This window comes from Flavilitoribacter nigricans DSM 23189 = NBRC 102662 (genome assembly GCF_002646595.1).
Lineage (GTDB): Bacteria > Bacteroidota > Bacteroidia > Chitinophagales > Saprospiraceae > Flavilitoribacter > Flavilitoribacter nigricans.
Genome location: NZ_PDUD01000039.1, coordinates 42853 through 55238, shown reverse-complemented (window position 1 = coordinate 55238; position 12386 = coordinate 42853). Strand labels below are relative to the sequence as shown.

13 protein-coding genes are annotated in these 12386 nt (G+C 51.1%); 10 read left to right on the top strand and 3 right to left on the bottom strand.

What is annotated here, in order from left to right:
• Window positions 1–438 precede the first annotated feature (438 nt).
• The 5 genes from CRP01_RS31550 (at window position 439) to CRP01_RS31530 (ending at window position 6342) form a co-directional block, all read left to right on the top strand.
• Window positions 439–696 (top strand): DUF202 domain-containing protein, encoded by a 258-nt coding sequence (locus tag CRP01_RS31550; protein WP_222845856.1) that lies wholly within the window; start codon window positions 439–441, stop codon window positions 694–696.
• A gap of 77 nt (window positions 697–773) precedes the next feature.
• Window positions 774–1574, top strand: a complete 801-nt coding sequence (locus CRP01_RS31545) for a hypothetical protein (protein WP_143473611.1) — start codon at window positions 774–776, stop codon at window positions 1572–1574.
• Window positions 1575–1927: 353 nt separating this feature from the next.
• Window positions 1928–3337, top strand: coding sequence for a hypothetical protein (locus CRP01_RS31540; protein ID WP_143473610.1), 1410 nt, complete (start codon window positions 1928–1930; stop codon window positions 3335–3337).
• A 254-nt stretch (window positions 3338–3591) separates the two neighbouring features.
• Entirely contained in the window at window positions 3592–4551 is a 960-nt protein-coding gene (locus tag CRP01_RS31535) for a hypothetical protein (RefSeq protein WP_099154059.1), read from the top strand.
• Window positions 4552–4692: 141 nt separating this feature from the next.
• On the top strand, window positions 4693–6342 hold the full coding sequence (locus CRP01_RS31530; protein ID WP_099154058.1) for a hypothetical protein: 1650 nt from the start codon (window positions 4693–4695) through the stop codon (window positions 6340–6342).
• Between the two features lie 149 nt (window positions 6343–6491).
• Here CRP01_RS31530 and CRP01_RS31525 read toward each other — a convergent pair whose 3' ends face one another.
• On the bottom strand, window positions 6492–7472 hold the full coding sequence (locus CRP01_RS31525; protein ID WP_099154057.1) for a GlxA family transcriptional regulator: 981 nt from the start codon (window positions 7470–7472) through the stop codon (window positions 6492–6494).
• A 190-nt stretch (window positions 7473–7662) separates the two neighbouring features.
• Between CRP01_RS31525 and CRP01_RS31520 the strand changes: the two genes are divergently transcribed.
• Together CRP01_RS31520 and CRP01_RS31515 are read left to right on the top strand one after the other, a co-directional pair.
• Window positions 7663–8130 (top strand): SRPBCC family protein, encoded by a 468-nt coding sequence (locus tag CRP01_RS31520; RefSeq protein ID WP_099154056.1) that lies wholly within the window; start codon window positions 7663–7665, stop codon window positions 8128–8130.
• Window positions 8131–8146: 16 nt separating this feature from the next.
• The gene (locus CRP01_RS31515; RefSeq protein ID WP_222845855.1) at window positions 8147–8755 is read left to right on the top strand and encodes an SRPBCC family protein; all 609 of its coding nucleotides are present in this window, start codon (window positions 8147–8149) and stop codon (window positions 8753–8755) included.
• A gap of 26 nt (window positions 8756–8781) precedes the next feature.
• On the opposite strand, the gene CRP01_RS31510 is transcribed toward CRP01_RS31515, so the two are convergent.
• Window positions 8782–9330: a GrpB family protein gene (locus CRP01_RS31510; RefSeq protein WP_099154055.1), complete on the bottom strand. Its 549-nt coding sequence runs from the start codon at window positions 9328–9330 to the stop codon at window positions 8782–8784.
• A gap of 155 nt (window positions 9331–9485) precedes the next feature.
• Here CRP01_RS31510 and CRP01_RS31505 point away from each other — a divergent pair, with 155 nt between their 5' ends.
• Window positions 9486–10076, top strand: coding sequence for a nucleotidyltransferase domain-containing protein (locus tag CRP01_RS31505; RefSeq protein ID WP_099154054.1), 591 nt, complete (start codon window positions 9486–9488; stop codon window positions 10074–10076).
• 271 nt (window positions 10077–10347) lie between these two features.
• On the opposite strand, the gene CRP01_RS42530 is transcribed toward CRP01_RS31505, so the two are convergent.
• Window positions 10348–10503, bottom strand: a complete 156-nt coding sequence (locus tag CRP01_RS42530; protein WP_170110618.1) for a hypothetical protein — start codon at window positions 10501–10503, stop codon at window positions 10348–10350.
• Between the two features lie 290 nt (window positions 10504–10793).
• Here CRP01_RS42530 and CRP01_RS31500 point away from each other — a divergent pair, with 290 nt between their 5' ends.
• On the top strand, window positions 10794–11138 hold the full coding sequence (locus CRP01_RS31500) for a YrdB family protein (protein ID WP_222845854.1): 345 nt from the start codon (window positions 10794–10796) through the stop codon (window positions 11136–11138).
• Window positions 11139–11216: 78 nt separating this feature from the next.
• On the top strand, window positions 11217–12380 hold the full coding sequence (locus CRP01_RS31495; RefSeq protein ID WP_099154052.1) for a hypothetical protein: 1164 nt from the start codon (window positions 11217–11219) through the stop codon (window positions 12378–12380).
• Window positions 12381–12386: the final 6 nt, after the last annotated feature.

Below are 12386 nucleotides of genomic sequence, written 5' to 3'. Positions count from 1 at the left end.
ACGGAAAATGGTATGATCTCGGAAAAAGCCAGCTGCCAAAAGTCACGGTATACATCCAAATAGCAAGGTGCAGCGCACCGCTCTATCTCCAACCCGCATCACGGCAACCGGATGCACACCAAATAGCAAGGTGCAGCGCACCGCGCTATCTCCAACCCACATCAAGGCAACCGGATACACACCAAATCGCAAGGTGCGGCGCACCGCTCTATCTCCAACCCACATCAAGGCAACCGGATACACACCAAATCGAAAGGTGCAGTGCACCGCGCTATCTCCAACCCGCATCAGGGCAACCGGATGCACACCAAATAGCAAGGTGCAGCGCACCGCTCTATCCCCAACCCGCAACCTTTCCCGGTTTCGATCAGTTGCTTTAAAGAGAACTGTGCAGTTACAGTAAGATCACAAAGTAGAAATGTTGACAGTATGAAAAAAATGGAACTAAGCAGAACGGATGCGCTGGCGGTCGAACGCACCCGCCTGGCCAACGAAAGAACTTTTCTGGCGTATTTCAGATCAGCTATCGTATTTTTGAGTTCGGGTTTCGCCATCATCAAAATTGATGCTTTGCGGGATATCACGGATATCGGTTATTTCCTGCTGGTGATCGCCCCGCTCTTATTTCTCGTGGGCCTGCTTCGGTTCTTCTATGTCAAGCGGCAGGTGAAGAAATATTACTATATCGAAGAGTAAAATCGCGCGGGCACAGGCGGGTGGAACATGGTCACAGAATGTTAATTATTTCAGGACGGTCAGATAAACTTTTTAAGATGTTCAGATTAGTTATTAGTCTCTGCCTGCTTACAGGGTGTACGATCGCCGCCTTATCCCAAAATGAGGGTTTTCGATTTAGCGGGAAAGTTGCCCGGGGGGACTATTACCTGCTCCGGGGAAAGATGGACGGGAAGTACGACATCCACATGTACCTGACCGTCCAGCAGGGGGCAAGATGTGGTGAAGGCTGGAAGGCGATCCAGCATAAGAACGGAGGGATAGACGGTTGGTACAAGTACGAGCGTATCGGGCAAAAGCTCCCAATTACCGGTACTTATCTAAATGAACATTCCGTTCGCTTGTTTGTACCGCAAACGCCCGGAGATACCATCGATGCCATCACCTGCGAAATGGAGAACTACCGGGAAACTTTCTGGAACGAATCTGATTTTGACCTCACCCGCCTCCGGTGGCAAAAGAAGGGAGCGCGCAAAGTCCGCCAGGTGGAGTTGGAGGTGCTGCACGATCCGGGCCGCGATACCGTATTACTAATTTTTGAGCGTCCTGACAAAAAGCCGGAGTTTTTCAATATGGGTCAGCTGCTCGGGCTGCCGGAAATTGACAAGATTGAAGTGATCGCTTATACCCGGTCCGGAACAAGCTACCATCTGCTGTTCAGACTGGAGTACAACGGCTGGCGGGAATACCGGGAATACCTGGGCCATCTGGTGCTCAATGAACAGGCCGGGATCGAAGACCTTCGTTATTTCCTGAGCTACGATAGCTGGCAACCGGAAAAGGAAAAGCTGATCTACGACGCGCGGCATCCCGAAAGGGGAATTAGAAAACCGGAATAACCTGAACAGCCGGAGCGCTTCGGCCAATTGGCAGCTATGCATAGCTCATTGGGATAAAATGGCCCGCAGATCCGGTGAAATTGTAATTTTGCCCGATTTTCCGGCATCTTTTAAGATTTTGGAAAGGAATAATTGGTAATTTAAAAACGTTAATCTCAAGGCTTAGGCACCCTCACTAATCCGCAGATACCCAAAAATGAATCTATTTTAAATTTCAAAACGTGATGCGAACAAACTATTTTTTCTGTTGCCTCATTGTCAGCATTTTTTTCATTTCTACCTCTTCATCCGCTCAAACGATAAATTTTGACCAAACCTGGAAGGAATTTTTGGAGAACAACAAAATTTCCAACATGAGTGAACTGGTCGTTCCTAATAAGGTGTTTGAGAAACCGCAATACGCCAAGTATTTGTTGATGAACACTAATACCAGTTTTTGCCAGAGTGACGTAGACGATGCAGAAGAGTTGATGGAAGAGATCCAGGCAATGGACCCCGCTATCCATTCATCCATTCCCGGCTATGTGGAAAAAATGAACGATCTGGATTCCAAGATCAAAGCTTTTCACAGTATGGATGAACTCTGGATCCGTTTTTTGGATACCAGAGAAGTCTCCCGGGATGAACTGGATGAGATCGAGGCCGCTAAAACAAGCTGTGAAAAAGCGACGCTGGCTAAGTATTCCTATATGATGTCCTACGCTTATCTCTGCGAAGGGGATATGGATAAATCCAGGGATATCTTCGAGAACCGTACCCTGCGGTTAACCGAAAAGACCTCGCTGCGGGTGAAAGATGTAGATGGACTGGGCGAGGAAGTAGCGGAAATGAAAGCCATGTACCGGGATATGGCCAAACTGGATGTCGTCTGGAACGAGTATGTGAAAACGGGTGTTTCCAGGGGCTTTGATGCGGAGATCGACGTTTTCCCCTGTAACCCCATTCCCAATATCAAGATATTGATCCTCAATGGTGTGCTGGACTACTGTACTGCCGCTCCGTCTGCCCTGGCGCTGATCAAGGAATTGCAGGCCGAAACCGGGATCCGATTGAACCGCGAAATATCCGGGGAAGTGAGGAAACTGGAAGCGTCCATCGGAAAGAATGATTCCAAGCTGGCGACTCTGAACGAGGCCTGGACAGCTTTTATTCCGGATAATAAAGTAAAACATTTTGGCAAATACGGCTACGATTACTGTAGCAAAGAAGCCCTGATTCGGGCCTATATCATGGATGGTTTTGCCTATGTGTGCGAATTGGCGGAATCCCGGCTGGAAAAGATCGATTCCATGCAACGGGCGGATATGACCCAGCTGGAACAGATCACCATGGTGAAGATCAACGAACTGGCCGCTTTGAGTGAGCAGTATCAGGCCGACGGCATGAAGATCGACCAGATCTGGAACAAGTTCGTCGCCCGCGGCGATGTACTGACCGAAGACTATCGCTCGGCGGATTTTTACTGTGATAACATCCAGCAGGTAAAGGATTGGACGATCCGGGGGCTATCTGCTTCCTGTGAGAACAGCCATCCCTACCTGGAACAGATCGAATCCTTCCAGCGAACCTTTGAGTTCAGCTTTACCAAGGAAGTCGAATGCCGGGTGCAGAAATTGCGCATCAAGGTATGGGAATGCCGCTACAATGCGCTGACCCAACTCGCCAAGGTCGAAGCGCCGGGTGAGGGCTACGACGCCCGACTGGCTGAGCTGATGAAGGAATACAAAATGGGCGACCGACCGGAAGTCTGCCTGGAAGAATAGAAACCGGCTGTAGCCGGTTAAAGACGGTTCGCTCGGAAAGAGCGGATAATTAAACGACCCACCGGGGCTATACGTTTCGCACGTATAGCCCTGGTCTGTTTTTAGGCCGAACCGTAGCAACCGGATCCTGCACGCGTCCCCGGTGACGAACATCAATCCGAAAAAGACTTTCGATCGGGAACCAACCAATTCCATGGTTAATTTGCCGGGAATGGCTACATTAATGGCCATTCGGGTGAAAAGTATCCATAACCATGAAGGAGTCCTACATTTTACTACTATTGCTGTTGCTGCTCCCCGCTACCGGTTCGGCCTTTCAGGCTAAGGACCCGCAGCCTGATTCCAGCGATCTGTTCATCGGGCTGACGGTCCTGGACGTCATAGAGGTCGACGATACCGAGGAAAACATCACGGCCGAATTCCTCTTTTCGATGCAATGGCCGGTCGACAGCCTGTGGGGCCGGGAGATACCGTATGCTGAAGACCTGGTGCCCCGGATCGAATTGCAGTACATGAACGAAGTAGAGCCCTTTTTCGAGAAGAAGATAAAGATCGATGAACGGGGCATGGCCCGTTTCAACCAGCGCGTTATCGGTACTTTTCGCCACCAATTCGATTTCACCGAATTTCCCTTTGATAAACAAGATTGGAAATTATCCTTTTTCCACATCGGAGATCATTTTTATCGTCTGATACCGGATACGGTCTATATGGGCCTGCACGAAGATTTTATTGACCCGCCCAACTGGCGAACGAGTTTCGAGGGCGTAGCTGATTCCCAAATGCGGGGACCGGGGCCGGATATCAAAGCCCTCGCCTTTCGTTTTCAGCTTCGGCGCAATTCCAAATACTACGTCTGGAAAGTACTGGTGCCCATCGGGTTGATCGTTTTGATGTCCTGGGGCGTGTTCTGGATCCGGCCGGAAGAGATCTCGGCCCAGCTCACGGTATCGGTTACGGCGATCCTGACCCTGGTGGCTTTTCAGTTCAGCGTCTCCCAACTGGTGCCGCCGCTGTCTTACCTGACCCTGCTCGATAAGTTTTCGATTGGAGCCGACTTCCTGGTCTTTCTGGCTTTTCTGGAGTCGCTGGTGACCAGTTTCCAGGCGCAGGCCGGCCGCCATCGGCTTTCCGCCCGGATCGACCGCTTCTCCCGCTGGGCTTTCCCGATCGGTTTTAGCGTGTTTACGCTGATCTTGTTTCTGGCGCGATGACTCACGGACGATAAACGGAATGTTTAGGGTTTTATATCCGGAATTGTCAGTTGACGGGAAGCTTTACGCGTCAACCTAGCAACTGGTCTGGTCTTCGATCTCGCTGAACCGGACATTCCCTAAATCCTAAATCACTTCACGATGCGATATACGCTCCTATTGATCTTTCTGTTTTCCCTTGGAACCCTGACGATGGGACAGACCCCTGATCCGTCCGACCCGGTAATCACCTACAATAAGAAAAAAACGCGGGTGAGCACCAATGAAAAGGGGGAACTGGAAATAAACGTTTCGCCCAAAGATGTGCGTAAATTCAAAGCCGCAGGAATGGTGTATTACAGTGACTTTGGCGCGCGGGGCAACGGCAAGACCGATGATATAGACGCTATCGCCGCTACCCACGCCTTTGCCAATGCCCAGGGGCTGCGGGTACAGGCCGACGCGGGAGCGACCTATTACATCGGAGGAAAAGAGCGCACTGCGATTATCCAGACCGACACGGATTTCGGAACGGCCTCCTTTCTCATCGACGATACGGCCGTAGAAAATCGCAACGCATCGGTTTTCCTGGTCAGCTCGGGCCTGGAACCCATTACTCTGGACGGCATAACTTCCCTGAAGCGCAACCAGCAGAAAATTGACGCCTCCCTGCCCGGTTCCTGCCTGATCACGGTGAGCGATGATAATGTCAGGCGCTATATCCGTTTCGGTCTCAACCAGAACAACGGTACCGCCCAGACCGACATTTTCGTGGTGGACAAGGATGGAAATGTGGATATGAATGCCCCCATCATCTGGGATTTTGCACAGATCACGGAGATCACCGCGCTTCCCGTGGATGAAACTACGCTGAATATAAGCGGTGGCCGGTTCACCACCATCGCCAATCAGGCCGAATCAAAATACACTTACTACAGTCGGAACCTGTTGATCAGGCGGTCCAATGTGGTAGTAGACGGACTGGAACACCGGGTCACGGGCGAAGGCGAGCACGGCGCGCCCTACGGCGGGTTTATCAGCATTCGCGACTGCTCCTACGTGACGGTGAAGAATACCGTACTGACGGGCCACAAGACTTACCGAACCATCGGCTCGGCCGGCAAACCGGTATCGATGGGGACTTACGATCTGCTGGTCAACCGGGCCCTCAATGTGTCTTTTGTGAATTGCAGTCAGACCAACGATATCAACGACCGTACCTACTGGGGTATCCTGGGCTCCAATTACAGCAAGAATTTACTGTACGACCATTGCACCTTTTCCCGTTTCGATGCCCACATGGGGGTCGCCAACGCCACGATCCGGAATTCCACGCTGGGGCATATGGGCATCAACGCCATCGGTAGTGGCACCTTTACCGTGGAGAACTCTACCATCCGCGGCCGGAGCATGATCAACCTGCGCTCCGATTACGGTAGCACCTGGCAGGGGGAATTCATCATCCGGAACTGTACTTTCGTACCGGTGGACGGCCAACCGACCGATCGCGTCAATCTGATCAGTGGGTCCTATTCCGGGCAGCATGATTTTGGCTACACCTGTTACATGCCGGAACGGATCATCATCGAGAACCTGCACATCGACGACTCCAACCATTCGGAAGAATACGAAGGGCCGACCATCTTCAACGACTTCAATCCGGACATGACCGATGCCTCTTACCGGGAAGCGTTTCCTTACGTTAAAACCCGGAAAGTCATCCTGCAGAATGTGACTACCGCCAGTGGCAGATCGCTTCGGGTGAGCGATAATCCGTTTATGTTCCGGGAGGTGAAGGTGGAGATGGATTGAGGGGATGATCCCCGAAGGTTTTTTTATTCCCACCCGCAGCGGGGAATTCGCAGTGGGAATAGAGCATCTTCGAAATGGACTGGAATTATTCAGCGGATTGACTTCATTAGCGTCTGAAGGTAGTAGCATGCGGTAGCCTTTGCCGCCTTCTAAGTGGTTTCGTAGGCATTGTATCTGGTTCGGTATTCCAACGGTGAAAGACCGGTGATCCGGCAAAATACTTCCCGGAAGGCCTTGCTGTCACTGTAGCCGACATCGTACATGACTTCATTGACGTTCAGGCGGGTATTCTCAAAGAATTTTTTGGCAGCTTCCACCTTGATCCTTTGCAAATATTCCAGGGGCGTGAAGTTCGTCGCCTTTTTAAATCGCCGATCGAAGTTCCGCCGGCCTACGTTCAGCTTTCGGGCCAGTTCCTGAATGGAGATCTTTTCCCGGTAGTTTTCTTCCAGATAGATCTGGGCTTCCTGGATCACCTCGTCGTCGTGCTGTTTATGGCCGTTAAAAATGGAGAATTCCGATTGCAGATTACGCGCGAGGTCGATCTGGAAGACCTTTGCACAGAAAATGGCCGTCTCCCGGTTGTAGTATTTTTCCACCAGGTAGATCATCAGGTTGAGAAAGGAATAGGCACCTCCGTTGGTGTAGATGCCATTTTCATCGGTGATCAACTGGTCGGTTTCCAGTCTGACCCGGGGAAACATCCTTCTGAAATGCTCCGCAGCGGCCCAGTGGGTAGAACAGCTCTTTCCGTCCAATGCCCCACTGGCGGCCAGTAAAAAGGCACCGGTGCAAATGCTGGCAATTTCCGTACCGCTTTTGTAATGCCGGTAGATCCAACTGATCAAAGCCTCATTGCCGGCGATGGCTTCTTCGTAATGATGATTGAGGGAAGGAATAATGATGAGGTCGGTTTGATCGATCTCCCCGATATGCCGCTGAACGTTGACGGTAAACAGGCCATGGTAAAAATCTACCTTTTCACCGGTACCCACCAGTTTGATAGCAAATACCGGATGTTTGCCGGCCTGCTCGAAATATTGATTCGCCCGGTTGAAGATCTTGAACGGACCCACCACGCTGCTCAGGTTATTCTGCCCTCTGGGGACCAAAATGCTCAAATGTTTCATTGCTCCCTTTTGGCCAAAACTACGAACACTTTTTGTCCGGATCAACCTTTCAAGTTGTCTTATTTACCCCTTTTTAGGGTTGTTTGAGCCAGTATCTTTGTATGGAAGATTTTAATTACCAGAACCATTGAGGTTGTATCCGGAAATTAGCGGTTAGCTATGGTCCGGGGAGACTGAAAAAAATGAAACTATGAAAGCAGATACGGTAAACGCCCATTCTCGTGCAGAAAGGGAGGTGAAGGACTTTGTTTATTCCTTTATATCCTCCGGATCTCCGGAAAAGATCTTTGAACTGTTACCGGAAATTGAATCGTGGTGGTCGGGCCTGTACGAAGAGACCATCAGCGGAGAGAGCGGGGCGATAGGGGATGAGTTCTCCTTTCTGGCCGGTGGCGGCGCCCATTATTCAAAACACAGGCTGGTTGAACTGGTCCCCGGTCAAAAAATAGTCTGGGAAGTGATCGAAAGCAACTTGTCCTTCCTGACCAAATCCGACGAATGGGTCGGCACCCATATTCGATTTGATCTGGAACCGGAGGGTTCAAATACCCGCGTCACTTTTACCCATCAGGGGCTGACCCCAAAATTTGAATGCTACGGCAACTGCTCCGATGCCTGGACCCGCTATCTGGAAAACCTGGAAAAGAAATTATCCTAACGTAAAAATGCCTGCTATGAAAACTGCGCTTATCTGGCCGGTACTGACACTGTTGACCTGCTCATTAGGTAAGAACGGACTGCGTACGGCCCAAAATCAAAATATTATGACCAAAATTGAAAACAACATGACGGTGAACGATCAGAATTATACCACTTCTATAACCGTTGACGAAAATCCCGGGCAGATTTACCGGGCCATTAATAACGTGCGTGGCTGGTGGTCCGAAGAGATCGAAGGGCCCACCGACGAATTGAATAAGGAATGGTTCTATCACTACCGGGATATTCACCTTTGCAAAATGAAGGTGGTGGAAATGATCCCAAACGAAAAAGTAGTCTGGGAGGTAATAGAGAATAGCTTCAACTTCGTGCAGGATCAGAATGAATGGGTGGGCAACCGGCTCATTTTTGAGATCTCGCAGGAAGGGGACCAAACCAAGCTTAATTTTACCCAGGAAGGCCTGACGAATTTTTATGAATGCTACGGCGTGTGCCGGGACGGGTGGAACAACTACATCAATAACAGCCTCTACCAACTCATCACTACCGGTAAAGGAGAACCTAACCCGAAAGAGGGGGATGGGTTCAACAAAGCGCTGGCCGATAAATGGAAACTGAACTGATGGTTAAAGTATCGATCTGGAATTAATCACGATAGCGGTCCGGGGAAATCTCCCGGACCGCTTCGATATTCAGCGATCACCTCGCGGACAAAATCCGCTTTACAATTGCTATAGACAGCCTTGTTCCAGTTGGACTGTTCCGCCCAGACCAGTTTCTGCTCGGCGTATCGTTTGAGTTGTCGGGGATCGCTCCGCAGGGCATCCCGGAAATCGATATGGTCCCGGTATGCGGCACAGCCCTCCTGAAAGATATGGAGCTGGAACAGTCGCGTCTGATTAGCGTCGTGTACCGCGTACCAGTGACCGACATTGGTATGCGGACCCCGAAAGTGATAGCCGAGCGCCGGCAAAGCGGTAGCGATCTGCCACAGTTCTTCCGGCGTCCGGAACAGCAACGCCATATCGATAACGGGTTTGGCGATCAGCCCCGGTACGGCTGTACTGCCGATGTGGTCGAGGGTGAGATCCTGCCGGTCAAGTCCCCGCAAAAGCCGGGTCTTTTCCTCCTGAAACAGTCGCGGCCAGGCCGGATCGGATTCGGCAAACGATAATATTCCTTTTTTCAATCCGTGCATATTCCCTTCTTTTTACCGATAAAAGCCGTGCCGGCTTCAATGGATAAAATGGTAACTTTCCTCAATTTTAGCGAAAATAAAAGAAGGGGGCAAGCCGGTCCTTCTCCGTTGCCACCCCGAGGAGTAGATTACCGTCGAAAGGCAGATTGGACCATATGAAATTCAAAGCACCAAAAGCAATACAGGAATTACTGGCGAACTATCGCGGTACGTGGATGGTCGCCGGCGGCTGGGCGATCGACCTTTATCTGGACCAAACGACCAGAAGTCACCACGATATTGAAATTGCCATACCGAGGGAAGAGCAGATGGACTTAAAAGCTTATCTACAGGAATGGCAATTTGACTTTATCCGGTCCGGGCAGCGGTTCCGCTGGCTGGATGCATACCTGGAATTGCCGATCCACGAGCTCCACGGCAAAAAAGACGGGGACAACCTGGAGGTGCTGTTGAATGAAATAACGGGCGACCAATGGATCTACCGGAGAGACGCCAGGGTAAGCTATCCTCTGGAAAAAGCGATGATCAGGACACCATCCGGCATCCCGGCGCTATGCCCGGAAATCGTACTGCTGTACAAATCAAAGTCGATCCGGGAAAAGGACGAAGCTGACTTCTTGCAGGTCATCGACACTTTAGGCCGTTCCGAATTAAGTTGGCTCAAATCGGCGATCAGTCTAAGCAACGGAGCAAACCACCAATGGCTCCGCCGGTTGGAAGATCACTGGCACCGCACGGAGGGATAATCATCAAATCCTCAGATAATCCGATCAGCACCATTCTTCATTGTGGAAAATTTTTTCTCCACGCGAAAAACATTATATTTCTAGCCAACGGTGGCCGGTCTCCGTTTCCTGATCGGTACCTGCAGACTGCCGCGATTCTTTCTAACCAATGCCGGATCTACTGCTCGCACGGATGATTCCAGCATTTTAGGTTGCGTCCGGTAAATAGAATAGGAAAACGGACATTCCAGATTAATACCTGGCCAGGGCTACGCCCTTCGATATAAAACCCTTACTGATCTACAAATATTTTCGCAGCTACGCCGCTGATATGGATAAGGGCATCGCCCTGAAATATCTGTAGCTCCATAATTGAGATCAGATCGGGGAAGGGCATCGCCCTGGAGATAAAGTGGGGTTCCTCCATCAGGTGAGACGGCAAATTCAAAGAGTGATGTTAAGCCATCCGGTTGACGATAGTATGTTTTAAAATTAGCTTACAGCTTTGCGAGGGCATTGAATCCTATCATTGAAAATGCTAAAGTCGAGCTAAAACAATGCCCTTTTTGGAAAGCTGCCGCTCCCTGTACGATCCGTTTTCCTCGAGATAGGGCATTACGCCAGGGGATAGGTAAAGTTAGCTACCGGAGGATCCGGTCCTGGCCGGGCGCCATCAATGAACATTCACCGAAACAATACAAATTGCAAAACCGTATGGGATCACATCCATTAAATCTAATGCTCAGGTTTTTGCTGGAAATAACGGCCCTGGTTGGCGTGGGCATGTGGGGCTGGCGACAAGCTGATGATTGGTTACGCTTCGTGTTCGCCTTTGGTCTCCCGCTGCTGCTGACCGCGATCTGGGGCATCTTTGCGGTGCCGGATGACCCGAGTCGGTCCGGTGCGGCCCCGGTGGTTACGCCCGGGCCGGTACGCCTGCTCCTCGAACTGGGTATATTTGCGCTGGCCGTCTGGTGTCTCTACGATATTGGTTGGATCAAATTCAGTCTGTCGCTGGGTATAGTGGTTGCCTTACACTACGGGGTCTCCTATGATCGGATCCGCTGGCTGTTTACCCGGTAAGTGACTTGCCGGGGAACCCATTCAGGCCCTCTTTGTGTTACTGCTTATCCTGTCCATCCGATAAAATTAAGCTGAAACGTGTTAGAAAAACTAGATGACATCCAATGGGAAAGGCTAAAACACGCCTACGGCCCCGCCCGGGACGTACCTACGAATATCCGGGATCTGGCCAGTCCGGACGCTGAAAAAAGCGATAAAGCTATGTACAATCTGTACGGCAATATTTTCCATCAGGGCAGCAGGTATGAGTCTACGCCCTATGCCATCCCTTTCTTGTGGGAATTAATCCAGGAGGATACAGTCCGGGATAAACCCGGGATCATTGGCCTGCTGGTCAATCTGGCGCTGGGCTACGAAGACGAATACCTCCCGGAGGGGATAGATGTTCAAAAGTTCAGGGAGGATCTGCTGGAGAGGGAAGCCCGGATGACCAACGACCAAAGGGCTTATGCCGAAAAGTATGGATACAGTAATTCGGCTCTGCTGGAATGCTATACCCTGGTGCGGGATGGCGTCCCGCTGCTGTACGAATGCCTGGAGAGCGGAGATGAGGAACTGAGCAAAGCGGCCGTATATGCTATGGCCTGGTTTCCGGAACTCGCTGAAACATCAGTAGCCAGAATTTCCAGTCACCTGAAGCGTCTGGAAGACGAAGTAGCGGTAAGCAATGCCATTCTGGCTATCGGGCTGCTGGCCAGGCAATCCGGTTTGGATGAAGAACTTCTGCCGGTAAAAGCGTATCTGAACTCGGACTCGCAACTGGTCAAGGTTTGCGCCGCCATCGCACTGGCTGGGACCCCGATGGAAGAAGCGGTCCTGGAGACCCTGATCGAAGGACTTGCCGTGGGGGAACCACTTCATTATGTTGAGGGCATGCTCTTCAATGAAGGCCGGCTCTCGGGCTACCTGAGTAAGGTGCTGTCCGGATGTGCCATCCGGGAACGGGGAAAGGTCATCTCCGCCCTGAGCAAGGCCCTGGAAACCGCAAATGCCTACCAGGCGCTGGATCTTACGCGCAGTCTGCTCTCGCTGATCAATGAGACCCGGGCGGTACCGCTCAGGGAGGCCAAACGGTCTGCATTGAACGCGTCGGAAGTCGAGGCATTACGCGCTATATACCAGCACGGTGGCTGGACGCTGGGCCAGGGAGATTTTGTAAATTATCTCGAATTGCTGAAGGCTTACGGTATTCCGGATTCTAGAACAGCTTTGGCCGGGTATCTGGCGCTTTCAGATAGCTGAGGATTG

Coding starts and splice junctions, on each gene's coding strand:
- CRP01_RS31500 (WP_222845854.1), top strand. CDS start 10,794: ATGCTCAGGTTTTTGCTGGAAATAACGGCCCTGGTTGGCGTGGGCATG.
- CRP01_RS31535 (WP_099154059.1), top strand. CDS start 3,592: ATGAAGGAGTCCTACATTTTACTACTATTGCTGTTGCTGCTCCCCGCT.
- CRP01_RS31545 (WP_143473611.1), top strand. CDS start 774: ATGTTCAGATTAGTTATTAGTCTCTGCCTGCTTACAGGGTGTACGATC.
- CRP01_RS31510 (WP_099154055.1), bottom strand. CDS start 9,330: ATGCACGGATTGAAAAAAGGAATATTATCGTTTGCCGAATCCGATCCG.
- CRP01_RS31540 (WP_143473610.1), top strand. CDS start 1,928: ATGAGTGAACTGGTCGTTCCTAATAAGGTGTTTGAGAAACCGCAATAC.
- CRP01_RS31505 (WP_099154054.1), top strand. CDS start 9,486: ATGAAATTCAAAGCACCAAAAGCAATACAGGAATTACTGGCGAACTAT.
- CRP01_RS31550 (WP_222845856.1), top strand. CDS start 439: ATGGAACTAAGCAGAACGGATGCGCTGGCGGTCGAACGCACCCGCCTG.
- CRP01_RS31530 (WP_099154058.1), top strand. CDS start 4,693: ATGCGATATACGCTCCTATTGATCTTTCTGTTTTCCCTTGGAACCCTG.
- CRP01_RS31515 (WP_222845855.1), top strand. CDS start 8,147: ATGAAAACTGCGCTTATCTGGCCGGTACTGACACTGTTGACCTGCTCA.
- CRP01_RS31520 (WP_099154056.1), top strand. CDS start 7,663: ATGAAAGCAGATACGGTAAACGCCCATTCTCGTGCAGAAAGGGAGGTG.
- CRP01_RS31525 (WP_099154057.1), bottom strand. CDS start 7,472: ATGAAACATTTGAGCATTTTGGTCCCCAGAGGGCAGAATAACCTGAGC.